This is a genomic window from Allofournierella massiliensis (assembly GCF_004345265.1).
Lineage (GTDB): Bacteria > Bacillota > Clostridia > Oscillospirales > Ruminococcaceae > Allofournierella > Allofournierella massiliensis.
In genome coordinates this window covers 1-21,108 of sequence record NZ_SLUM01000041.1, presented here as the reverse complement: position 1 = coordinate 21,108, position 21,108 = coordinate 1, and the positions used below count along the sequence as shown (strand labels likewise).

Annotated in this window: 24 protein-coding genes and 1 tRNA gene; 20 read left to right on the top strand and 5 right to left on the bottom strand. The window is 57.9% G+C overall.

From position 1 onward, the window contains the following. The first annotated feature begins 210 nt into the window (after positions 1 to 210). Positions 211 to 1,023 carry an HAD family hydrolase gene (locus EDD77_RS16685; protein WP_058965211.1) on the top strand — a complete coding sequence of 271 codons (813 nt, stop codon included), beginning with the start codon at positions 211 to 213 and terminating at the stop codon, positions 1,021 to 1,023. A gap of 69 nt (positions 1,024 to 1,092) precedes the next feature. Here the strand turns inward: EDD77_RS16685 and EDD77_RS16680 are convergent, their stop codons facing one another. Beyond that, positions 1,093 to 1,290 (bottom strand): hypothetical protein, encoded by a 198-nt coding sequence (locus EDD77_RS16680; protein WP_058965210.1) that lies wholly within the window; start codon positions 1,288 to 1,290, stop codon positions 1,093 to 1,095. Between the two features lie 260 nt (positions 1,291 to 1,550). On the opposite strand from EDD77_RS16680, the gene EDD77_RS16675 reads away from it, so the two are divergent. Genes EDD77_RS16675 through EDD77_RS16665 form a run of 3 tightly spaced genes read left to right on the top strand, consistent with a single transcriptional unit; the run spans position 1,551 to position 4,122 of the window. Next, positions 1,551 to 2,726 carry an NAD(P)-dependent malic enzyme gene (locus EDD77_RS16675; protein WP_058965209.1) on the top strand — a complete coding sequence of 392 codons (1,176 nt, stop codon included), beginning with the start codon at positions 1,551 to 1,553 and terminating at the stop codon, positions 2,724 to 2,726. Then, positions 2,723 to 3,562 (top strand): fumarate hydratase, encoded by an 840-nt coding sequence (locus tag EDD77_RS16670; protein ID WP_058965208.1) that lies wholly within the window; start codon positions 2,723 to 2,725, stop codon positions 3,560 to 3,562. Before EDD77_RS16675 ends, EDD77_RS16670 begins: the two co-directional genes overlap by 4 nt. Then, positions 3,562 to 4,122, top strand: a complete 561-nt coding sequence (locus EDD77_RS16665) for a Fe-S-containing hydro-lyase (protein WP_058965207.1) — start codon at positions 3,562 to 3,564, stop codon at positions 4,120 to 4,122. Before EDD77_RS16670 ends, EDD77_RS16665 begins: the two co-directional genes overlap by 1 nt. A 55-nt stretch (positions 4,123 to 4,177) precedes the next feature. Here EDD77_RS16665 and EDD77_RS16660 read toward each other — a convergent pair whose 3' ends face one another. Further along, positions 4,178 to 5,119: a DUF1848 domain-containing protein gene (locus tag EDD77_RS16660; RefSeq protein ID WP_058965206.1), complete on the bottom strand. Its 942-nt coding sequence runs from the start codon at positions 5,117 to 5,119 to the stop codon at positions 4,178 to 4,180. Between the two features lie 188 nt (positions 5,120 to 5,307). On the opposite strand from EDD77_RS16660, the gene EDD77_RS16655 reads away from it, so the two are divergent. After that, positions 5,308 to 5,383, top strand: a tRNA-Thr gene (locus tag EDD77_RS16655). A 389-nt stretch (positions 5,384 to 5,772) separates the two neighbouring features. Then, a complete protein-coding gene (locus EDD77_RS16650; protein WP_058965205.1) occupies positions 5,773 to 6,447 on the top strand; it encodes an alpha/beta hydrolase in 675 nt (224 codons plus the stop codon). 75 nt (positions 6,448 to 6,522) lie between these two features. On the opposite strand, the gene EDD77_RS16645 is transcribed toward EDD77_RS16650, so the two are convergent. Further along, on the bottom strand, positions 6,523 to 7,053 hold the full coding sequence (locus EDD77_RS16645) for a dihydrofolate reductase family protein (RefSeq protein WP_058965204.1): 531 nt from the start codon (positions 7,051 to 7,053) through the stop codon (positions 6,523 to 6,525). A 177-nt stretch (positions 7,054 to 7,230) separates the two neighbouring features. Here EDD77_RS16645 and EDD77_RS16640 point away from each other — a divergent pair, with 177 nt between their 5' ends. The 7 genes from EDD77_RS16640 (at position 7,231) to EDD77_RS16610 (ending at position 11,675) form a co-directional block, all read left to right on the top strand. Then, positions 7,231 to 7,788, top strand: a complete 558-nt coding sequence (locus tag EDD77_RS16640; RefSeq protein ID WP_058965203.1) for a DUF3795 domain-containing protein — start codon at positions 7,231 to 7,233, stop codon at positions 7,786 to 7,788. A 4-nt stretch (positions 7,789 to 7,792) separates the two neighbouring features. After that, positions 7,793 to 8,200: an SRPBCC family protein gene (locus EDD77_RS16635; RefSeq protein WP_058965202.1), complete on the top strand. Its 408-nt coding sequence runs from the start codon at positions 7,793 to 7,795 to the stop codon at positions 8,198 to 8,200. 23 nt (positions 8,201 to 8,223) lie between these two features. Beyond that, positions 8,224 to 8,688 carry a GNAT family N-acetyltransferase gene (locus EDD77_RS16630; RefSeq protein WP_058965201.1) on the top strand — a complete coding sequence of 155 codons (465 nt, stop codon included), beginning with the start codon at positions 8,224 to 8,226 and terminating at the stop codon, positions 8,686 to 8,688. A 65-nt stretch (positions 8,689 to 8,753) separates the two neighbouring features. Further along, the gene (locus EDD77_RS16625) at positions 8,754 to 9,611 is read left to right on the top strand and encodes an AraC family transcriptional regulator (protein ID WP_058965200.1); all 858 of its coding nucleotides are present in this window, start codon (positions 8,754 to 8,756) and stop codon (positions 9,609 to 9,611) included. Between the two features lie 187 nt (positions 9,612 to 9,798). After that, the gene (locus EDD77_RS16620; RefSeq protein WP_058965199.1) at positions 9,799 to 10,710 is read left to right on the top strand and encodes a helix-turn-helix transcriptional regulator; all 912 of its coding nucleotides are present in this window, start codon (positions 9,799 to 9,801) and stop codon (positions 10,708 to 10,710) included. A gap of 3 nt (positions 10,711 to 10,713) precedes the next feature. Then, positions 10,714 to 11,037 (top strand): TfoX/Sxy family protein, encoded by a 324-nt coding sequence (locus tag EDD77_RS16615; RefSeq protein WP_058965198.1) that lies wholly within the window; start codon positions 10,714 to 10,716, stop codon positions 11,035 to 11,037. 2 nt (positions 11,038 to 11,039) lie between these two features. Next, positions 11,040 to 11,675 carry a GyrI-like domain-containing protein gene (locus EDD77_RS16610; RefSeq protein WP_058965328.1) on the top strand — a complete coding sequence of 212 codons (636 nt, stop codon included), beginning with the start codon at positions 11,040 to 11,042 and terminating at the stop codon, positions 11,673 to 11,675. 300 nt (positions 11,676 to 11,975) lie between these two features. On the opposite strand, the gene EDD77_RS16605 is transcribed toward EDD77_RS16610, so the two are convergent. Further along, complete coding sequence (locus EDD77_RS16605; RefSeq protein ID WP_058965197.1) at positions 11,976 to 12,734, bottom strand: MerR family transcriptional regulator; 759 nt, start codon at positions 12,732 to 12,734, stop codon at positions 11,976 to 11,978. 187 nt (positions 12,735 to 12,921) lie between these two features. On the opposite strand from EDD77_RS16605, the gene EDD77_RS16600 reads away from it, so the two are divergent. Both EDD77_RS16600 and EDD77_RS16595 read left to right on the top strand, forming a co-directional pair. Beyond that, complete coding sequence (locus EDD77_RS16600; RefSeq protein WP_058965196.1) at positions 12,922 to 13,578, top strand: TetR/AcrR family transcriptional regulator; 657 nt, start codon at positions 12,922 to 12,924, stop codon at positions 13,576 to 13,578. A gap of 189 nt (positions 13,579 to 13,767) precedes the next feature. Further along, positions 13,768 to 16,290 (top strand): tetratricopeptide repeat protein, encoded by a 2,523-nt coding sequence (locus EDD77_RS16595; protein WP_058965195.1) that lies wholly within the window; start codon positions 13,768 to 13,770, stop codon positions 16,288 to 16,290. Positions 16,291 to 16,391: 101 nt separating this feature from the next. Here EDD77_RS16595 and EDD77_RS16590 read toward each other — a convergent pair whose 3' ends face one another. Continuing rightward, a complete protein-coding gene (locus EDD77_RS16590) occupies positions 16,392 to 17,558 on the bottom strand; it encodes an MFS transporter (protein WP_058965194.1) in 1,167 nt (388 codons plus the stop codon). Between the two features lie 144 nt (positions 17,559 to 17,702). On the opposite strand from EDD77_RS16590, the gene EDD77_RS16585 reads away from it, so the two are divergent. The 5 genes from EDD77_RS16585 (at position 17,703) to EDD77_RS16565 (ending at position 20,976) form a co-directional block, all read left to right on the top strand. After that, complete coding sequence (locus EDD77_RS16585; protein WP_058965193.1) at positions 17,703 to 18,137, top strand: MarR family winged helix-turn-helix transcriptional regulator; 435 nt, start codon at positions 17,703 to 17,705, stop codon at positions 18,135 to 18,137. Positions 18,138 to 18,375: 238 nt separating this feature from the next. Then, on the top strand, positions 18,376 to 18,609 hold the full coding sequence (locus EDD77_RS16580; protein WP_058965192.1) for a hypothetical protein: 234 nt from the start codon (positions 18,376 to 18,378) through the stop codon (positions 18,607 to 18,609). A gap of 26 nt (positions 18,610 to 18,635) precedes the next feature. Continuing rightward, positions 18,636 to 19,493, top strand: coding sequence for a DUF3737 family protein (locus EDD77_RS16575; protein ID WP_058965191.1), 858 nt, complete (start codon positions 18,636 to 18,638; stop codon positions 19,491 to 19,493). A 33-nt stretch (positions 19,494 to 19,526) separates the two neighbouring features. After that, positions 19,527 to 20,387, top strand: a complete 861-nt coding sequence (locus EDD77_RS16570; RefSeq protein WP_058965190.1) for an aldo/keto reductase — start codon at positions 19,527 to 19,529, stop codon at positions 20,385 to 20,387. A 25-nt stretch (positions 20,388 to 20,412) separates the two neighbouring features. Continuing rightward, positions 20,413 to 20,976: a cyclophilin-like fold protein gene (locus EDD77_RS16565; RefSeq protein WP_058965189.1), complete on the top strand. Its 564-nt coding sequence runs from the start codon at positions 20,413 to 20,415 to the stop codon at positions 20,974 to 20,976. Positions 20,977 to 21,108: the final 132 nt, after the last annotated feature.

Sequence of the window (21,108 nt, the reverse complement as noted above, 5' to 3'; positions counted from 1 at the left end):
CTGACATTTCACTGCTTTTTCCACCTGTCTTCTTGTTTTCAAACAGAAAACCTGCTCTGGCCTGATTGCCAAAGCAGGTTTTTCTACAGGCTGAGGCCTGCGCTTTTCAAAAAGCGCAGGCCTTTTTCCGATTGTGTACACCCCCTTGACAAAACCCTGCAGGGGGAGTAGAGTGAATTCAAATACCCATCTGAATGGAGGAAATATCCCATGATCAAACTGCTTGCCGTGGATATGGATGGCACCTGCCTGGACGGCCGAAGCCGCATGAGCGCCGAAAATCTGGCGGCACTGCGCCGGGCGGCTGAGTCGGGCATTCTGGTGGTGCCCACCACCGGGCGCAGCCTTTCCTGCCTGCCGTACCGGCTGCGCAGCGAGAAGTTTTTTCGTTATGTGATTTCCTCCAATGGCGCTCAGGTCACCGACCTGTATACCGGCGAGGATCTGTTTCAGGCTTTGATCCCCAAGCGGCGCGCCATGCGTCTTGTGCAGCTGGCCCAGAGCCTGCCGGTGAGCATCACTGCCCATGTGGAGCGGGAATATCTGGTGCGAGGCCGCGCATTCTGGCTGCTTGGCCGGGTTGTGTTCGGGCCGGATGCCGCCGCCAGTATCTGCGTGGAGAATATGAACCGGGTACTGCGGCAGCATGCAGCTGACGTGGAAGAGCTGCAGTTCTACTTCTTTACCGAACGTACCGGCCGGAAGCTGCGCTGTATGCTGGAACGCCATGCGCCGGACTGCCGCTGGGCCTTTACCAACCAGTATGTGGAGATTTTTTCGGCCAGCGCCTCCAAGGGCGCTGCGCTGGCGGCGCTGGCTGCCCGGCTGAACATCCCGAAGGAACAGATCGCCTGCATCGGTGACGGTGAAAACGATCTGCCCATGTTTGAGGCGGCAGGTTTGCGTATCGCCATGGGGAATGCGGTGCCTCAGCTGAAGGAGCAGGCAAGCCAGGTGAGCCGAACCAACCGGAACAACGGGGTGGCCTATGCCATTGATCGGTGGATCTTACCGGAACAATAAATCAGGGCCGGGCTCTCAGCCGCGTAAAGCGGTCTGGGGCCCGGCCCGTTTTTAAAAGGAGGAACCGGATCAGTAATAAACGGGGCGCACCGTGCTCATGGCCAGATACTGCCGCAGAACGGTGGTGCAAACCTCGTTCTGGGCCTTGAGCCACTGCATTTTTTTGCGCTGCTGGTCCTGCAGCTCCCGCTGGTAGCTTTTCCAGTAGGCGCAGGTTTTGTGGCAGCCCTCAGCATAATGGGGGCAGGAGGAACGGCAGGGAATCATAAACGATGCAACTCCTTTCAGGGCAAAGCAGTCGGCCGCCCGTAAGGCGTGCCGCCTCTGGTATCCTGCCTTCAGTGTATCAGAGTGAACGGCCGGGGCGATAGCCTGCTTTTGTAAAATCTGTGCACGCTTTTGATAAAATGGTATGCGCCAAAGCGGCAAAACAGTAGTGTTACTTATGCCCGGCGGACTGTACAAGCCGGCGAAACTTTTGTATACTGGAACAGGAAAAAACCTAAGAAAAGGATGGCGAAACCCTGATGGATTATTATAAAAAGGCACTGGAAATGCACCAGGAGCACAAGGGCAAGATCGAAGTGGTGAGCAAGGTTCCGGTAAAAACCCGGGAGGACCTTTCCACCGCCTACACCCCCGGCGTGGCCGAGCCCTGCCGTGAGATCGCAAAGAACCCGGCGGCGGCCTACACCTACACCGCCAAGAGCAATCTGGTGGCGGTTGTGAGCAACGGAACCGCAGTGCTGGGCCTGGGCAATATCGGCGCAGCGGCTTCCCAGCCGGTGATGGAGGGCAAGGCCATCCTGTTCAAGGAATTTGGCGGCGTGGATGCGTTCCCCATCTGCCTGGATACCCAGGACCCGGATAAGGTCATCGAGGCAGTGCGCCTGCTGGCTCCGGTGTTCGGCGGTATCAATCTGGAGGACATTTCCTCCCCCAACTGCTTCTACATTGAAGAGACGCTGGAAAAAGAGCTGGATATCCCTGTGTTCCATGACGACCAGCACGGCACTGCCATCGTGGTCACCGCCGCGCTGCTGGGCGCACTGCGTGTGGTGAAAAAGGACATCGGTTCAATCAAGGTGGTGGTGAACGGCCCCGGTGCCGCAGGCACCGCCATCATCAAGATGCTGCTGGCCGCCGGCGTGAAGAATGTGATTGCCTGCGACGAAAACGGTATCCTCTATAAGGACCGGGGCGTGGGCATTCAGGATCACAAAAAGATGCTCTGCGAGATCACCAACAAGGAGGATCTGCGGGGCGATCTGTCGGATGCCATCAAGGGTGCAGACGTGTTCATCGGTGTGTCGGTGGCGGGCGCTCTGAAGCCGGAGATGGCAAAGACCATGGCAAAGGATGCCATCGTGTTTGCCATGGCCAACCCCACCCCGGAAATTCTGCCGGATGAGGCCAAGGCCGCCGGCGTGCGGGTCATCGGCACCGGCCGCAGCGACTTTGCCAACCAGATCAACAACGTGCTGGCCTTCCCCGGTGTATTCAAGGGTGCGCTGAGCGTGCGCGCACGGGACATCAACACCGCCATGAAGGTGGCGGCGGCTCACGCCATTGCCGATCTGGTGAGCGATGAGGAGCGCAGCGAGGATTACATCATCCCCGGGGCATTCGATCCCCGCGTGGCGCAGGCCGTGGCGGATGCGGTGGCAAAAGCCGCCCGGGAAACGGGGGTGGCCCGACTGTGAGAGAGATCAGTGCCCAGACCATCACCGAAACAGTGGCCCGCCTTTGCATGGAGTCCAACAACCGGCTTTCCGCCGATATGGAAAACGCGGTGCGCTCCGCCTTTGAAACGGAACAATGGCCCATCGCCAAAACCACATTGAAAACCCTGTGCGACAATCTGGATGCCGCCCGGGATACCGGCCTGCCCATTTGTCAGGACACCGGCATGGCCTGCGTGTTCTGCGAGATCGGCCAGGAGGTGCACATTCAGGGCGACTTTGAAGCCGCCATCCACGCGGGCGTGGCCAGGGGCTACACCGAGGGATTTTTGCGCAAATCCGTGGTGAAGGATCCCATCCGCCGGGGCAACACCGGCGACAACACTCCTGCCATCATCCACACCCGCATTGTTCCCGGCGACAAACTGAAAATCACCGTGGCTCCCAAGGGCTTCGGCAGCGAGAACATGAGCCGTCTGGGCATGCTCAAGCCCTCGGACGGGGAGCAGGGCGTGAAGGATTTCGTGCTGGAGACCGTCAGGCTGGCGGGGCCCAACCCCTGCCCGCCCATCGTGGTAGGCGTGGGTGTGGGCGGCACCTTTGAAAAAGCCGCGCTGCTGGCCAAGCAGGCTCTGCTGCGCCCGGTGGGCAGCCACCATCCGGATCCCTACTATGCAGCCATGGAACAGGAGCTGCTGGAAAAGATCAATCAGCTGGGCATCGGCCCCCAGGGCTTCGGCGGCGAGACCACCGCGCTGGGCGTGCAGATCGAAACCTATCCCACCCACATTGCGGGCATGCCGGTGGCGGTAAACATCAACTGCCACGCGACCCGGCACAAGGAGGCGGTACTGTAATGGAATACAAGCTCACAACACCCCTCACCGAAGAGGTGACCCGCAAGCTGCGGGCAGGGGATACGGTACTGCTGTCCGGCGTGATCTATACCGCCCGGGATGCGGCCCACAAGCGGCTGTGCGAATGCCTGGACCGGGGTGAAGAGCTGCCCATCGACGTGAAGGACGCGGCCATCTATTACGCGGGGCCCACCCCTGCCCGGCCGGGACAGGCCATCGGCGCCTGCGGCCCCACCACCAGCTATCGAATGGACGCCTACGCTCCCCGGCTGCTGCACCTTGGCCTGAAGGCCATGATCGGCAAGGGCAAGCGCAGCGAGCAGGTGGTGGAAGCCATGAAGGAAACCGGTGCGGTTTATCTGGCGGCCATCGGCGGTGCGGGTGCACTCATGGCATCCCGGGTAAAAACCGCCCAGCTGGTCTGCTATGAGGATCTGGGCAGCGAAGCCATCCGCCGGCTGGAGGTGGAGGAGATGCCCCTCACGGTGGTGATCGATTCCCTGGGCAATAACCTGTACCAGACCGGCCCGCAGGAGTATCTGTCGGCTCAGCAACAGTAATTTGCAACGAAAAAAGCTGCCTGTTTGTTTTTCAAGCAGGCAGCTTTTTTGTCAATTAAAACCCGTCCATGCGCAGCTGATCAACTCGAAGCGAGGAAAAGGTGGGATGAAGAATTCGATCCTGCGGGCCGGGCCAGCCGACCAGAAGAGGGGAACAGGGGTCGTGTGCCGCATGATTGGCCGCAATCTGACCGGGCGAAAAATTGGCGTAGCAGTATCTGCAGCCGCCCGGGCAGGTGTTGTAGATGCCGATGTCCACACTGGCCGCGCAGCCGCATTCCGGCCGCTGCCCTTTGGCGGGCGACCAGTGCAGCGGCTGCCCCAGCAGCGATTCAAACAGCGCTCCGTCCACGCAGCTTCCATGGGCAATGCCTGCCGTACGCAAATCCAGTGCCTCGGCGCAGCTCTGCACACGCATGCCGCAGTTGGCGGCAATTTCGGCAATTCCGCGGGCAAGGCGGGCGGCGATTTGCGGGTCAAAGGCCGCCGGAACCAGCGGCCGCATCCGGGCACGGGTACCCCGGTATTCATCCAGAAAGCTGATCACACAGGTTTCGGTGTATCCCTGCAGGCGACGGGCAATCTGCTCGAAGCGGGTCAGATGCCAGTTTTCGCTGTACTCCCGGGTAAAAAAGATGGGGTCATACCGCCAGATCACTCGCCGTGGGCCCAGTTTGCGGGAAAGCTGCCCAAAGGCCGGAATAAGCACGGTATCCTTGTCCGGCAGGGAGGGCTCAGCCTCCGGGCCGTAACCAGTGAGGGTGAATTGGAAAACAGTGAGATAGCGTTCCAGCTCATTCAGACGGGGCAGCATGGGCAGAGGATTTTTCGTCCAGAAAACGATGCCGTCCACAACGTCCGGGTTCAGTGGAATGTGGTGCAGCTGGTGCGGCGCACGGGGCGAGGGAACGAGCACGAAGCCCTGTGCAAGGCGGCGGAAAAACCAGTCCGCATACCAAGCGGGAATGTCGGTGCGACGGCTGACGCTCAGCAGCATGGAACCCTCCTTTCCGCCGGAAACGAAAAAACGAATACCAAAAAGCCCGGCAGAGAAAATCACAAAACAGGGAATATGGTTTTATTTTATCACATCCCGCCTGTTTTGCGCGATTGCCTCTTGACGAAACGCCGATTTTTCGGTATCATATTTATTGTTGCTCAGCTGGAAATTCGGTTGAGTAATTTGCTGGAGTGGCTCAGTCGGTAGAGCAGCTGATTCGTAATCAGCAGGTCGTCGGTTCAAGTCCGATCTCCAGCTCCACGTCGGAATGGACTGTGCTCCATTCAAAAAGCCCGGGCTTGCCCGGGCTTTTTTCATACCGCTCCGTCATTCCTCCTTTTCCCCGCAAAACTTTGCTGCGCAAACTTTTGCGGGGGCCCCACTCTGCGGCCATGCCACATAGCCGTACATCAATTTTAAAAGCCTGTGAATGGCCTTGTTGAGCCGTTTGCGGGCTTTTTTGTTGTTTTCAAATTGCCGGTCATCACCGGAAAATACCTGGAAAACCGTGATAAACTAACAAATAAACTAACAAATAAACGAACAGAAATGATCGTTCAATCGGGCAGATTCAGGCGAAAATCGGTTGAGAACTTCATTCCGGCGCGGTACAATAAACACAGTTCGAATCGAAAGCGGGGGCGCTCATAGTGAATTTCTTTACGGCAGGCGGCAAAACCATCACTGCTTTTTCGGCAGCTGAGCCAGAAACCCCCATTATTTATCTGAATACGTTTTCCAATGAAGGGCAGAAGGTGTTCGAAGCTGCCCGCGCGCTGGGCTGCCCGCCGTTTACGCTGGTGGCTGTCAGCGATCTGAACTGGAACCACGACATGGCCCCCTGGAACAGTCCGCCTGCTTTCAAAAACGCTGAGCCCTGCACCGGGGGTGCGGATGATTATCTGCGGCTTCTGACGGAGCAGATCATTCCGATGGTGGAAAATGAGCTTCCTTGTACACCGAAGTGGCGTGGAATTGCAGGCTATTCGCTGGCCGGGCTGTTCGCGTTGTATTCCATCTACCGAACGGACCGATTTTCTCGCGTGGCCAGTATGTCCGGTTCGCTGTGGTTTCCCGGCATCAAAGAGTATGTTGCCTCCCATGAACCGAAGCAACAGCCAGATTGCATATACTTTTCCCTTGGCGACAGAGAAAGCAGAACCCGAAATCCCATGCTGAAAACCGTGGGCCAGAACACGGAGGAGATTCAGGGGTTCTATCAAGCCAGGGGGATTGACACCCTGTTCCGACTGAATCCGGGCAACCACTACGACCACGCGGCGGAGCGGACTGCCGCGGGGATCTGCTGGCTGTTAAACAGGTAAGAGAACAATCAAAAATGCCGCCCTCTGTGCTTATGCAGAGAGGGCGGCATTTGTTGTGTGGCGTTAAAAAGTCCGTCACCGTTTTTCGTATATAAGGTCCACAATCCCGTTGTATTGCTGCGTTTTTACCAGCTTCAGCGGCAGCGGGTGGGGCAGCTCCGGAAACAGGCGGATGCCTTTCCCCAGCACCACAGGAATCATGGAAAGCCACAGCCGATCAATGCGGCCTTCCTTCAGCAGCTGCCCGGCCACCGACGCGCCGCCGCAGATCCAGACATTGCCTGCACATTCTGCTTTCAGCTTGTTTGTCAGTGCGGTGAGCTCACCCTTCCAGAAGCAGATGCCCTCCCGGGCCGCTTCCTGCCGATGGGTTACCACATAGCAGGGGCGGCCTTCATAGGGCCAGCTGTTTGGGGAAAGCTGGGTGACGATCTGGTGATAGGTGGACCAGCCCATAACAATGGCGTCCACTGTTTCGTAAAACGACGGATAACTGCCGGGGGCATCCGGCTGACTGCCGTCGCCGCCCAGCCAGTCCACACCGCCCTGCTCATCGGCAATATATCCATCTACGCTCATGGCGAGATATAAAACAACGTTTCCCATATTCGCACGCTCCTTCTGTCTATTGTATCCAAAGGCTGCGGAACGCACAAGATGAGTGAGGCATAACGGACATCTGCCCCGCTCCTGTGCTATAATACACACAGGCAAAACGATAGAGGCTGGGGTGGAGGAAAACGCGTTCCGGCATTTGTGAAACAAGAATCTGGAGGCAGCAACATGAAAGGCTTTACCCGTGCAGAAACCCGATTCTCTCTGTGTGGGCTGAACTGCGCCCTGTGTTCCATGCGGCTGGGCGGCTACTGCCCCGGCTGCGGCGGTGGGGCGGGCAACCAGAGCTGTGCACTGGCCAGATGCTCGCTGGAGCATGGCGGCATCCAGTTCTGCTGGGAGTGCCCGGAATATCCGTGCTCCCGTTACGAGAGCTTCGATGACGGGGATTCCTTTGTCCCGCACCGGAACCGGACGCAGGACATTGCCAGCGCCCGGGAGCTGGGGCTGGAAGTATATCTTGAACGGTTGGAGGAAAAGCGTACCATTCTGGACGCGCTTCTGGAAGGCTACAATGACGGCCGCCGCAAGACGCTTTTTGCCACGGCCGTGTATCTTTTGCCGCTGGAGGATTTGCGCACCGTGATAGCCGCATTGAACAGCCAGCCGCAACGAATGGAGCGGCCCGTTAAGGAGCGGGCACTGGCCGCTGTGGGGCTTCTGCAGGAGGCGGCGGACCATCGGGGCATCAGTTTGAAGCTGAACAAGAAATCAAAGAAAGGGTGATCCCATGGCGACTTCCAAAGTGACTGTTCATTTTTCCTGCCCGGTGCAACAGGTGTGGCATACGGTGACCGACCTCGCCCATACCGCCTGGCGCAGTGATCTTGCGCAGGTGGAGGTTCTGGATGAAGTTCATTTTGTGGAGCATACCAAAAGCGGCTATACCACGAACTTTGTCGTTACGGCTTGCGAGCCAATTCGTTTCTGGGCCTTCACCATGGAGAACGAGAACATGTCCGGCAGCTGGGAGGGTGTTTTTGAAAAAACAGAGAGAGGAACCCGGTTGACCTGCACGGAAACCGTCACCGCCAAACGCTGGTGGATGCATCCCTTTGTACCCGGCTATCTGAAACGCCAGCAGAAGTTATATCTGGATGATCTGCGAAGAGAACTGCTGAGGCAAACGTCGCTGTAATTTTAGGAGAAAGGAATCCGGTTATGGAAATCAGACTTGCCCACGAAACAGATATTGACGGCTGGATGATGCTGGTGGAACAGGTACGGGATGCGTTCCCGGGCCTGGAAACTGCCGAGGCGATGGCGGAGCATCGGGCCACCGTTTTGAATTTTATCCCGAACTCTTCCGCAGTCTGCGCGGAAGAAGAGGGACGCATATTGGGCGCACTGCTGTTCTCGAAGGAAAACAGCATGCTCTGCTTTCTGGCGGTGAACCCGGCCTGCCGCAGGCAGCACATTGCCCAGAAGCTGGTGCATTTTATGCTGCTCCGGATGGAGAAAGGCAAGGACATCACCGTGACCACCTATCGGGAGGGCGACCCCAACGGGGCCGCCGCCCGCGCGTTTTATAAAAATGTGGGCTTTTCCGAGGGTCGGCTGACCGAAGAATTTGGCTGCCCGGTGCAGGAGTTCATCCTGAAGCGCCCGGCCGCCGGACAGAAATGAGCACGGAAAATCGGGCGAAGATGGCTGTTTTCCGGTATGCTGAATCCAGAAGGACGGTGTGACCAATGGATTGGGTAACAGGCATTCATCGGGCAATTCAGTATATCGAGCAGCATCTCCGGGAGGAGTTGACCATCCGGGATATTGCGCAGCAGGCGGCTCTGTCGCCCTTTTACTTTCAAAAGGGCTTTGCCATGCTGTGCGGTATGACGGTGGGCGACTACATCCGCCAGCGCCGGCTTTCAGTCGCCGGGCTGGAGGTTCTCACGACGGACCGGAAGATCATCGACATCGCGCTGGAGTTCGGATACGATTCGCCGGACAGCTTCACCAAAGCCTTTGCCCGCTTCCATGGGCTCACACCCGCCGCACTGCGAAAAAGCGGAGGCGCGGTTCGTTCCTTTGCTCCGCTTCGGATCAAAGTGACATTGGAAGGTGGTCAAAACATGGATTGCAAAATCATGAAAAAAGAGGCATTCACCGTGCTGTGCCGGGCGAAAACATTCAGATATGAGGACGGCGCAGTGGCAGTACCCCGGTTCTGGGCCGAGCATTTCGCCGCGGGCGGCGGCGAGGTGGTGTGCGGCATGTATGGCATCAATCTGGACGAGAGCATGGGCGGCAACGAGTTCGAGTATCTCATTGCCGATAATTACGACCCCGCCCGGGAGATTCCCGACGGATTTACCACCCGCACCATCCCGGCGCATACCTGGGCGGTGTTTCCCTGCACCGGACGGATGCCCCAGGCATTGCAGGGGCTGAACCAGCAGATTTTCTCCCAGTGGCTGCCCACGAACCCGGACTACAAGATTGCTGCCGGTATCAACGTGGAGATGTATAGCGACGCCAGCAGGTTTGAACAGGGCGCACAGGATCAGGAATACTACTGCGAGGTATGGATTCCGGTGGAGAAAAAATAATTTCCACACCGGCAGAATAAGATAGCGGAGCAGGGTGACTGTGTCCGCTTCACCAAAAAAGCTTCCTCCGAAATGGCAAAAGGTTCGGAGGAAGCTTTTCCTGTCTCCAGAAGCATTTGGTGCAAACATGACACACAGCTGTCCGGTTCCTGTGCTATAATACAGGCATCGGAAGGGGGGAAGGGTCATGAAGATGGAGCGAATGATCGGCATTTTGTCCATTCTGCTTCAGCAGGAGCGGGTCACCGCGCCGGAGCTGGCCCGGCGGTTTGAGGTTTCCCGCCGAACCATCCAGCGGGATATAGACGCGCTGTGCCGTGCGGGAATTCCGCTGGTGACCACCCAGGGCGCAGGGGGCGGCATCTCCATCATGGAAGGCTATCGGGTGGACCGTACCCTGCTCACCACGCCGGAAATGCAGGCCATTCTGGCGGGGCTGCGCAGTCTGGACAGCGTCAGCGGCAACCGGCAGTATGCCCGGCTGATGGAAAAGCTCTCGGCAGGGGCGGGGGAGCTGCTGCCCGGCGGGGCCTGTATGCTCATTGATCTTTCTTCCTGGTACAAAAGCAGTCTTGCGCCGAAAATCGAGTGCATTCAGGCAGCGATTGCGCAGGGGCAGACCATTCGATTCATGTATTTCTCACCCAAGGGGAAATCCACAAGAACCATTGAACCCTATTATCTGATTTTCCACTGGTCGGCCTGGTATGTGTGGGGCTGGTGTTTGACCCGGCAGGATTTCCGTCTGTTCAAGCTGGGTCGGATGACCGACCTTGCCACCGGGGAACCCTTTGTTCCGCGTCCGGCCCCGCGTCCGGATCTGCGTGCCGAGCGGATTTTTCCGCCCCGGTATCCGGTAACGGTGGTGTTTCAGCCGGAACACCAGTGGCGGCTGGTGGAGGAATACGGCGCGGACAGCTTTACGCAGCAGCCGGACGGTCTGCTGCGCTTTGAAGGCTTTTTCCCGGATGAAGCCAGTGCGCTCAGCTGGATTCTGACCTTTGGCGACGGGGCAGAACTGCTGGAGCCGCCCCAGCTGCGGGAAAAGCTGGCGCAGTTGGGGCGCCGGTTGCAGCAGAAATACGAACGGAGGAATTGAACGATGGCATCTCGGGCAGACTTTGTGGAATATGTGGCGGAGCAGATGCAGCAGGCGGGCAGCATCCGCAGCAAAAAGATGTTTGGAGAATACGGCCTTTACTGCGACGGTGTGTTTTTTGCAGTAATCTGCGATGACCAGCTGTTTGTGAAGATCACGCCACAGGGAGAGGCGGCGTTTCCGGATCTGCCCAAGGCGCCGCCCTATCCGGGCGCACGGGACAGTTTCCTTGTGGAGGATGTGGACGACCGGGAACGGCTCACCGCGCTTGTGCAGATCACCTGTGATGGATTAAGGCAGCAGCCGACAAAGAAACGGAGGAAATGACCATGCCGTTTGACTACAAAAAAGAATATAAGGAGTTTTATCTGCCGCCCAAAACGCCGGGAATCGTCACGGTGCCGGCCATGGATTTTCTTGCCGTGCGGGGTGAGGGCGACCCCAATCAGGAGGATGGCGCATACAAACAGGCCATCGGGCTGCTGTATGCGGTGGCGTTTACCATCAAGATGAGCAAAAAGGGCGGGCACAAACTGGAAGGCTACTTCGATTATGTGGTTCCGCCGCTGGAAGGCCTGTGGTGGCAGGAGGGCTTGCACGGGGTAGACTATTCCCGCAAGCAGGATTTCCGGTGGATTTCGCTCATCCGCCTGCCGGGGTTCGTTACCCGCGAGGTCTTTGACTGGGCCATCCGGGAAGCGACGAAGAAAAAACAGCAGGATTTTTCCCCGGTGGAGTTTTTCCATTGGGAGGAGGGGCTTTGCGTCCAGTGCATGCACATCGGCCCCTACGATGAAGAACCCGCCACCGTGGCTGCCATGCAGCGGTACGCACAGGAGCAGGGCTATGCAGAGGACTTCGGGCAGGATCGGTTCCACCACGAGATCTACCTGAGCGATGTGCGGCGCTGCAAGCCGGAACGGCTGAAAACCGTGATTCGCCACCCGGTGCGGAAAATCCTGTAAAAAATCAAAACCACCGGCTTAGCCGGTGGTTTGAGTAAGCCCTATAAGGGCATTATACTAGCAAAGCCCCTTAAGGGGCCACGAAAAATTCTGCCATCTGCATTTCTTGCCCTACGGCTCGTAAACGAGCAAAATCCCAAAACCATATTTTCTCTCTATATGGTAGGCAATTAGTTTGTCATCTCGCTTCGCTCGCAAACTAAATGCTAAAGCAAGTAATTCGCACCAGCGTAGCTGGTGGTTGCTTTACACTCAATGCAAAAGGGGCTCCCGGAGGTTTGCCGGGAGCCCCTTTGTCATTTACTTGATCCAGCAGACGACCGCGTCCCGCAGGAAACGGGCGCAGCCGGGCAGCTGTTTGTCGTAATAGGCGGTAAACCGTTCGTCCAGCACATAGAGCTCTGCAATACCCCGGTGTTTGGCCGGGGTATAGGGCGTACCGGTGAGGGTGAGCCACTGGCGGTGAAGCTGGGCAATGAGCTTGCCTTCTTCACGTTCCGGCGAGCAGCCGGAGCGCACCGCTTCCTCCAGCTTTTGCTGGATTGTTTCGCCCAGCTCGGTCCAGGTGCTGTGCTGCTCCCGGTTCATGCCCATCATGGCGGCGTTGGCCTGATCCACCTGTTCGTCGCCGTATTTTTCCCGGATCTCTTTTCCATAGCGTGTTTCGTTTTCCGCCACAGCCTGCTTTTTAAAGCATTCAAATTTCTGTTCGTCGTTCATCGTCTCATTCCTTTCCGCTGCGTGAATGGTGGCTTTTACCGAGCAAATCAGCCCGTCCAGCCGTTCCTTTTCTGCTTCCAGTGCGGCAAGATGGCTGCGCAGCGCGGCAAGCCGGTCGAAGGCGGGGTCATCCAGGCATTCTCTGATCTGCGCCAGCTCCACCCCGAGGGCGCGGTAATAAAGAATGTCCTGCAGGCGGTCCACCTGAGCGTCGCCATAGTATCGGTAGCCGCTTTCGGCCACCCGGCCGGGCTTCAGCAGGCCGATCTGGTCGTACCAGCGCAGGGTGCGGGTGGTCACCCCGGCCAACTTCGCCAGCTCCTGAATGGAATATTCCATGAAAATCCCTCCCTGTGAACAAGCATAACCGTTGACGGTACGGTAAAGTCAAGAGAAAAAGCAAAATTTTTTATGCTGCTGAAATTTGGCACAGGGAACAGTCTTGTAATTCCTATCATGCAGGAATATAATACAGATAAAGACTGTTTTGTGAATTTGTTCTTTATTGGTATGGGGAGGTGAAACTGTGGCGCGCAAATCCTATTCCGCTCAGGAGCGGGAAGAAATCCGGCAGGCCCTTCTGGCCACCGTGCTGCGGTGCATTGCCCAAAACGGCCTGATCCACACCAGCGTGGACAGCCTGTGCCGTGAGGTGGGCATTTCCAAAACCTTTTTCTATACCTTCTTTCCCTCCAAGGAAGAGCTGGTGCTGCAGGCGCTCTGCCACCAGCAGCCGCGGCTGCTGCACTACGCTCAAAGCCTGATGGAGGACCCGGCGCTCAGCTGGCGGCAAGGGGTGGAACGGTTTCTGCGCAGCTGCTGCTATGGCCGGCAGGAAAATGTGGCGGTGCTTTCCATTGAGGAGGAGCAGGCGATCTTCCGCTGCCTTACCCCGGAGCATTACCGGGCCTTCCAGCAAAGGCAGCTCTGGTTTTACAGCCAGCTGCTGACCGTTTTTGAAGTCCCGGTGGAACGGGTGGATCCCCGCCTGTTCGGTAATATGGCCCTGACCATGATGATGGTGTACCGGGCCATGCCGGAGGGAATGCCCTTTCTGTTCCCGGAAATTGCCGGGGATATGGTGGAGTTCCAGATCAGGGCCATTGTGGATTCCATGGAGCAGGCCCGCAAAGAACAGAAAACGCCCCGGTGCATTCCGGATGAGGAATTCCGGGAAGGATGAGGTTGTTATGAAACGATCCCAGCCCCGGCACAGCTGTGCCAACGGATTTGTGAACGAGATGGAAAACCGCTTTGCATGGCATGGAATGCAGAGCTTCTGGTTTTCTGCGGCTTTTTTACCCTGTGTCTCTCCGCCTGTGCGGCGGTGATACGCGGGGCTTTTTTTGTTCAGAAAAGGAGGAAACCCCCTATGGAATTGTTGGAACAGTGCCAGCTCTGGTGTGAACAGGGCGACTATCAGACCATTGTGGAAACGCTGGAAGCCATTCCGGCCGGGCAGCGCACCCCGGAAATGGACAGCGAGCTGGGCCGGGCTTACAACGGCCTTGCGGGCGAGGGGCAGCGGGAGCTGTATCAAAAGGCGCTGGAGCTGCTCAAACCTCATGAGGAATACTTTGAAAAAGACCACTGCTGGAACTACCGCATTGCTTCTGCCTATTACTATCTGGACGAAGAGGGCCCGGCGCTCTACTACTTCAAAAAGGCACTGGAGGCCCGCCCCGGCGACGAGGACACGCAGGAATACATCGACGATTGCATGGACCGGCTGACGCTGCCCCGGTTCGAGAAAACCTTCCGGCAGCGCACCCGGCAGGCCGGGGCCGTGTTCGAGGGGATCGAAGCGGAGCTGCGGGCCATGATTGAAGCAGACACGCTGCGGGAAAAGGGCGGGGAAATTCTTGCAAAATGCCGCAGGCCGCTGGAAATCGCGCTGAAGGATGTGGCCTTTGAGCTGGGGTTTAACGGCGAAAAGTACGAGCTGATTCTCAGCCCGGAAGGCAACCGGTCCCGCCTGTTTCCGCTGGTCTATTTCCAGCAGCATGCCCCGGCATCGGTGCTGGAACACTGGAACATCTGGGTGGGGCGGCAGCCGGCGGATGCGGACTTTACGCTGGATTGCGGCGGGCAGCAGGTGAGCGCCCGGGACGTGCAGGTCTGGCTGGAGCCCATCCACAACGGTCAGGTTTGGCTGACGCTGTTCTGCGAGAAGCTTCTGCCCCTGCTGGAAACCGATTCCGATCAGGTCTGGTGGATGCTTTCCGCCCTCACGGATCAGACGCTGGGCGAGGTGGCCGCCATTGCTCTGATTGGCGGGATGGAGGTTTACACCGCGCCGAAGGATGAGCCGCCCGTTTTGCTGGCGGAGCTGCCGCAAGCGCTCCGGCGCATGGGGCTTCGCCTCTGGTCAGATGCGGCGGAATATCTGGATGCCAGCTATCTTTCCTACGAGCTGGAGCCGGTGGAGGATCCGAGTGCGGACTGGCGGCTGGATGTGGTGGCGGGCACCACCTGCCTGCCGGCCCTGATCAACGACTACCTGAGCGCCCGCTCCGCAACGGTGGACGACTATCATCGGAATGGCATTGCGGCGGGGTTCTTTCTGTATCCCATTCAGGGCTTTGGCGGGGAAAATGCCACCGAAAAGGCGCTGGATTTCCGGGATGCGCTGGAGGATGCGGTATATGAACAGGCCGGGGAGGACGTGGTGACCTTCCTGGGCGGAGCCACCGGCCTGTATTGCGGCTATCTGGATTTTATCGGCTGGGACCTGCACGCGGTTTTGCAGGCGGGGCAGGATTTTCTGGAGCAGAGCGGCATTCCCTGGGCGCAGTTTCACAGCTTCCGCCGTGATGTGGGCGGTGTGACGCTGGTGAACCGGGAAGAGGAAAAGGAACCGGAAATCTGCCCGGAAACGGGCTCGCTGCTCTCGGCAGAAAACATCGAAACGCTGGAGTCCTTTGTGGAGGATAACACCGGCTATTATGGCAAGATGCTCCACTGGCTGCAGGAGTTTGTGGAAACTGGTGTGGAGGAAGGCAGATTCACCGAAAAGCAGGCCCGGCGGGATTTGCAGATCGCCCTCTGGTATGCCTACGCCTGCACCAATCTGGACGAATATCTGTATTATTACCGGGCTGCCCAGTGGATGAAGGACTCGGAACGGAACGCCGCCGGCTGCGGTACCTGGTATTACCGCTATTCGGTGACGCTGATGTACTGCAACCGGCTGGAGGAAGCGCTGGAATATGCGGAACGGGGCGCACGGGAAGAGCCGGACTACCCCTGGATCTGGCTGCAGGTGGGCAAGCTGCGGGCCCATTTTGGCGATCCGGCCGGCGCATTGCAGGCGGTGAAACAGGGCCTTGCCCTGGTGCCGGGGGATTACGAGTTCCTGACGCTGGAACAGGAGATTCACGCGGGCGCCACGCTGGAACAGATGCTGTGCCACTGGATCAACCCGGAGGCGGACTCTTTGTTGCAGGAAGGAAACGACGCGGACGCAGAGGAAAAGCAGAATGCCATTGCCTGCGTCACCGTGAACGAAGCGGGCCTTGCGGCGTTTTACCGGATGTTCCACCCGGAGCAGTACGGCTACACCAGAAACGATCCCGATTGCCAGTTCCCCTATCCCGTTGGGGAGCGGCAGGTGGTGGTTTCCTTCCGGATGAACGAGGCCGGTCTGTCCAAGCTGAGCGCGGACTGGCTGCAATGGTTCAAGGATCGGCTGGACAGCGGCGACTGGCTGACCCACACCCCGGAGGAGGGGCCGCAGGGCGTGCTGGAAGCGGTGTTTGTGGCTCAGAGCTGCCGCATGGGCTTTGTGTACCGCCAGCCGGAGGAGAATGATTATTTCCAGATCTTCCGGGATCGGGACGGCAGCGAATGCAGCGAAGCCCGGTTTGCAGGGTACCGGCAGGAGCCGGAGGATTGAGCGAACAATACAAGGCGATGCCCCAAAACGAGGGGGACGCAATGAAAAGACCCGGCTGAAAATCAGCCGGGCCTTTTTCGATAGGAAGGAATGGGGAAAGCTCAGGATTTATGCAAACGGCGATAGTAACCGTCCACATAACACAGGTAGACCACACCGCCGATGGCGTAGGCAATGGCGGTAAGGGCGAAGCCCAGGGGCAGGCCGATGCTCTCCTGCATGAAGCCCATCAGCAGCGAACCGATGCCGATGCCCACATCGTAGGAAAGCATGTAGGTGGCGTTGGCCACGCCCCGCTGGGGTGCCGGGGTGGTTCCGGTGACGAAGGACTGAAACAGCGGCTGCAAAATGCCGTAGCCAAGCCCGAAGAAGAAGCCGGCGGCCAGCAGATGAACGCCGCTGTTCAGGAACAGATAGCTGAGCATGGTCAGGATCAGCACCGCCAGACTGAGGTACACCAGCACCCGGTGATGCCCTGCGTCGATCGTCTTCTGGGTGGACAGCTTGGAGACCAGCATGCCCGCCACAAGGAAGATGTAGAAGTAGGGCAGGAAGGCGGAAAGCCCCTTCTCCTGTGCAAAGATGGAGGAATAGGCGATCACCGCGCCGTAGGGGATCATCAGAAACATCATGTTAAACATGAAGGGCAGCGCCGGGCCATAGATGGTGTCCCGGATGGAGAACTTTTTCCGCTCTACCTTGGGGTAGCGGATACGGCAGCAGGATACGCACACCAGCGCCGCCACGGTGATGCCGAAGATGGTCCAGAAGGAGGCGGCGCTGCTCATGTGGATCTGCACCTGCAGGCCCACATAGGGGCCCACCGCCATGCCGATGGATACGGTGAAGGCGAACCGGCTGATGCCTTCGGTGATTTTGGCGGCGGGCAGCACATCGCCGGCCGGCGTCATGGTGGCGGAGCCGCACACCGAGTACACCGCGCCCATATACAGCCGGATCACGATCAGCGCACCGAACAGCGGGAAGGCGAGAAACGCCGGGAAGGAAAGGCAGAACAGCGCCAGAAATACCAGATACACCCGATAACGGTTGAAGTTGTCCAGCAGATAACCGGCCACCGGGCGGAACAGGATGGTTGCCACCGACATGGCGGTGAGCACAATGCCCACCTTGGAGCCGGTGATGCCGATTTCCTGGCAATAAATGGGGATGATGGGGATGGACGCATAAAACGCGGCCAGAACCAGCAGGTTCGTTATGAACAGCAGAATGAACCGCCGATTCCAGATTTTTTCACTCGATTTCATGGAAAAGCTCCTTTGCATAATTTAAAATGGTGGCAATTGCCACCATTTATAGAATAACACGAGAAATGCGCCGCGTCAATAACTGGTTGCAAATGCCACCAGATCGGGCTATAATAACAAAAACGGAATCAGGAGGCCCATGTTATGCCCAACATTGCCGACAGCCCCTTCAAGGCAATTTCGATTTTGTATCGCAAATCTCACATCTGGCTGAACAACAGCTGCGCCCGTTATGATCTGACTGCTGCCCAGGCGGTGGTGATTCTGATTGTCTGTGATTTTAAAACACTCACGCAGGACGAAATCACCAAACGACTTTCGCTGGACAAAAGTGTGATTGCGAAAACGGTGAACAAACTGGAGGAGACCGGGTTTCTTGTGCGGGAGCAAAACCCAAAAGACAAGCGAACCTATAACATCCTTCCCACCGAAAAGGCGTGGCAGGTCTACCCGTTTATCCAGCAGCAGATCGACAACGGCCTTGCCCAGATGACCCAGAGGATGACCGCGCAGGAAAAGCAGGAGTTCATCCGCCTGCTGATGCTGGCTGCGGAGACCACCCTCGCGCAGGAGGAATAACGCCCGGCCTGCAGAGCAAAAACAGAACAAGCCCCGGCCTGCGTGCATCGCCCATGGCCGGGGCATTTTTTGCCATAAAAGGTATGGAATGCAGCTGCCGCATGGAAATATGCAGACTTTAAGTATAGAAAATACGAATGATAAGGCATAACAAATAAGTATTTGCTATGTGAATGGCAGGGGAGTATACTGAGGGCAGAAAACAACAAAAAGCAGATGCAAAGCGGGAGATGAGGCGATGGATACACAGGCAGACTGCCAGGCATGGGCGCAGGCACTGCGGGCGGCGGGCTGCGGTCCACAGCTGATCCAGCAGCTGCTGTGCTGCCGGCAGCAGGGCGAGAAGGCGGAAGAGCTGCGCCTGCTGGAAAAGCAGCGTGCGCTCCTTCTGGAGCAGGTCCATAAAAAGGAACGCCAGATTACCTGCCTGGATTATCTGGTACATCAGATCAGGGCAAACAAGCCAATCTGACCCATGGAAAAATGGAGGAATACGATATGGAAACGATTCGTGGGCAGCGTTTCGATCAGGAACGCGCTCTTTATGGCAAACAGGATCTTTGTGTGATGGATTGCGCCTTCCAGGGCCCGGCGGATGGCGAAAGCGCCTTTAAAGAGGGGCGGAATATCCGGGTGGAAAACAGCTTTTTTGATCTGCGCTACCCCTTCTGGCACGACCGGAACCTGACGATTACCGGCTGCGAACTCACCGAAAACTGCCGGGCGGCACTGTGGTATTCCAGCGGCATTACCATTCGCCAGAGCAGGCTCCACGGCATCAAGGCGCTGCGGGAATGCGCCGATGTGACCATGGAGGACTGCGACATTGTCTCGCCGGAATTCGGCTGGTCGGTGGATGGCATCACCATGAACCGCTGCACCGCCCAAAGCGAATATTTCATGATGCGCTCCCGGGTACTGCACTTCACCGAGGTGACCTTTCAGGGCAAATACTCCTTCCAGCACATTGAGGACGCGGTGTTCGATAACTGCCGCTTCGACACGAAGGACGCCTTCTGGCATGCAAAAAATGTGGTGGTGAAAAACAGCGTGGTCAAGGGCGAGTATCTGGCCTGGTACTGCGAGAACGTCACCTTTGAAAACTGCCACATCATCGGCACCCAGCCGCTGTGCTACTGCAAGGGGCTGCGGCTTATCAACTGCCGGATGGACGAAGCAGACCTTGCCTTTGAAAAGAGCGAGGTGCAGGCAGAGCTCACCGCACCGCTGATCAGCATCAAAAATCCCTATCAGGGCCGGATTCAGGTTCCTCAGGTGGGGGAAATTGTTCTGGATGACCCTGCCGCCCAGGCGGAGATCTGCATCCAGAGCCCGGCGGGCAGCCACTGCGCATGACGCAAAACAGAAAATAAGAAAAAGGAGAACACCATGATTCGATCGGAATATTATACGCTTTCCAATGGGGTACAGATCCCCAGGCTGGGTCTGGGTACCTGGTTCATTGAGGACGCAAACGCGGCCCAGGTGGTGCGGGATGCGGTGGAGCTTGGCTACCGCCACATCGACACCGCCCAGGCCTATGAAAATGAGGCGGGCGTGGGCCTTGGCGTGCGCAGCTGCGGGCTGCGCCGTGAGCAGCTGTTCGTGACCACCAAGCTGGCCGCAGAAGTCAAAACCTACGATGAGGCCGTGAAGGCCATCGACGGTTCTCTGAACGCCATGCAGCTGGATTACATCGACCTGATGCTCATCCACAGCCCCCAGCCCTGGGCGGATTTCCGCGGGGCGGACCCCTGTTTTACTGGCAACCGGGAAGCCTGGCGGGCGCTGGAGGATGCGTATCAGGCCGGCAAGCTGCGGGCCATTGGTGTGTCCAACTTTTTGCAGGCGGATCTGGAAAACCTGCTGGCCGGCTGCCGTGTGGCGCCCATGGTAAATCAGGTGCTGGCCCACATCGGCAACCTGCCCTTTGAGCTGGCGGACTACTGCCGGGAAAAGAACATTCTGGTGGAGGCCTATTCCCCGGTGGCTCACGGCCAGATTCTGAATCACCCCGAGGTTGTGGCCATGGCGAAGAAATACGGCGTCACCGCCGCCCGGTTGTGCATCCGTTACACCCTTCAGCTGGGTATGCTGCCCCTGCCCAAAACCGCGAACCGGGCCCATCTGGCGGAAAACGCAATGGTGGACTTCGAGATTTCGGCGGAGGATATGCAGCGGCTGAATCAGCTGCCGCCGATCCGGGATTACGGGGAATTCAGCATCTTCCCGGTGTTCAGCGGTCGGTAAAGCGGCGCCGGAGGAGGAAGCAGGCATGAAGCGATGGGGCGAAAAAATCCGGGGAAAGGCGCTGCTTGCGGCAGTCCTGTGTGCGCTGCTCTGCGGCTGCGCGCAGTCTGCGCCCGCTGCGGATACCGCATCGGAACCGGTCGTACAAAGTGCACAAAGTGTCCAGAGCCAGCCGGAACCGGCTCCCACGCCGGAGCCGGTGGAATCGGAAACACAGGAGGAGGCAACCGGAATGAATCTGCAAATCGGTGATACAACACTTACGGCCACTCTGGCGGACAACAGCTCCGCCCGGGCACTGGCTGCGCTGCTGGAGGAGGGGCCGCTCACCCTTACGCTGGAGGATTACGCGGGCATGGAAAAGGTGGGCCCGCTGGGCACCTCACTGCCTCAGAACAATGAGCAGATGGTCACCGGCCCCGGGGATCTTATTCTGTATCAGGGCAGCTCCTTTGTGATCTACTACGATACCAATTCCTGGAGCCTTACCCGGCTGGGCCACATCGACGATGCGGATGAAGCCCGGCTGCGGGAACTGCTGGGGGATGGAGCAGTCACCGTTACGCTTTCGCTGGAAGAAACGGAATAACAAGAAGAAGGAGCCCGCCGGTTAACGGCGGGCTCCTTCTCAGCTTGTAGAAAAACCTGCTGTGACAATCAAGCCAGAGCAGGTTTTTTGCATGAAAAGTAAAAGAACAGAGAAAAAGGAAGAAGATTTCCT

What these genes read in the sequence shown, in the direction of transcription:
- EDD77_RS16620 (WP_058965199.1), top strand. Translation starts at nt 9,799, where the DNA reads ATGAAGATGGAGCGAATGATCGGCATTTTGTCCATTCTGCTTCAGCAG.
- EDD77_RS16680 (WP_058965210.1), bottom strand. Translation starts at nt 1,290, where the DNA reads ATGATTCCCTGCCGTTCCTCCTGCCCCCATTATGCTGAGGGCTGCCAC.
- EDD77_RS16585 (WP_058965193.1), top strand. Translation starts at nt 17,703, where the DNA reads ATGCCCAACATTGCCGACAGCCCCTTCAAGGCAATTTCGATTTTGTAT.
- EDD77_RS16595 (WP_058965195.1), top strand. Translation starts at nt 13,768, where the DNA reads ATGGAATTGTTGGAACAGTGCCAGCTCTGGTGTGAACAGGGCGACTAT.
- EDD77_RS16580 (WP_058965192.1), top strand. Translation starts at nt 18,376, where the DNA reads ATGGATACACAGGCAGACTGCCAGGCATGGGCGCAGGCACTGCGGGCG.
- EDD77_RS16570 (WP_058965190.1), top strand. Translation starts at nt 19,527, where the DNA reads ATGATTCGATCGGAATATTATACGCTTTCCAATGGGGTACAGATCCCC.
- EDD77_RS16575 (WP_058965191.1), top strand. Translation starts at nt 18,636, where the DNA reads ATGGAAACGATTCGTGGGCAGCGTTTCGATCAGGAACGCGCTCTTTAT.
- EDD77_RS16675 (WP_058965209.1), top strand. Translation starts at nt 1,551, where the DNA reads ATGGATTATTATAAAAAGGCACTGGAAATGCACCAGGAGCACAAGGGC.
- EDD77_RS16590 (WP_058965194.1), bottom strand. Translation starts at nt 17,558, where the DNA reads ATGAAATCGAGTGAAAAAATCTGGAATCGGCGGTTCATTCTGCTGTTC.
- EDD77_RS16660 (WP_058965206.1), bottom strand. Translation starts at nt 5,119, where the DNA reads ATGCTGCTGAGCGTCAGCCGTCGCACCGACATTCCCGCTTGGTATGCG.
- EDD77_RS16565 (WP_058965189.1), top strand. Translation starts at nt 20,413, where the DNA reads ATGAAGCGATGGGGCGAAAAAATCCGGGGAAAGGCGCTGCTTGCGGCA.
- EDD77_RS16605 (WP_058965197.1), bottom strand. Translation starts at nt 12,734, where the DNA reads ATGGAATATTCCATTCAGGAGCTGGCGAAGTTGGCCGGGGTGACCACC.
- EDD77_RS16615 (WP_058965198.1), top strand. Translation starts at nt 10,714, where the DNA reads ATGGCATCTCGGGCAGACTTTGTGGAATATGTGGCGGAGCAGATGCAG.
- EDD77_RS16645 (WP_058965204.1), bottom strand. Translation starts at nt 7,053, where the DNA reads ATGGGAAACGTTGTTTTATATCTCGCCATGAGCGTAGATGGATATATT.
- EDD77_RS16630 (WP_058965201.1), top strand. Translation starts at nt 8,224, where the DNA reads ATGGAAATCAGACTTGCCCACGAAACAGATATTGACGGCTGGATGATG.
- EDD77_RS16640 (WP_058965203.1), top strand. Translation starts at nt 7,231, where the DNA reads ATGAAAGGCTTTACCCGTGCAGAAACCCGATTCTCTCTGTGTGGGCTG.
- EDD77_RS16665 (WP_058965207.1), top strand. Translation starts at nt 3,562, where the DNA reads ATGGAATACAAGCTCACAACACCCCTCACCGAAGAGGTGACCCGCAAG.
- EDD77_RS16635 (WP_058965202.1), top strand. Translation starts at nt 7,793, where the DNA reads ATGGCGACTTCCAAAGTGACTGTTCATTTTTCCTGCCCGGTGCAACAG.
- EDD77_RS16610 (WP_058965328.1), top strand. Translation starts at nt 11,040, where the DNA reads ATGCCGTTTGACTACAAAAAAGAATATAAGGAGTTTTATCTGCCGCCC.
- EDD77_RS16685 (WP_058965211.1), top strand. Translation starts at nt 211, where the DNA reads ATGATCAAACTGCTTGCCGTGGATATGGATGGCACCTGCCTGGACGGC.
- EDD77_RS16625 (WP_058965200.1), top strand. Translation starts at nt 8,754, where the DNA reads ATGGATTGGGTAACAGGCATTCATCGGGCAATTCAGTATATCGAGCAG.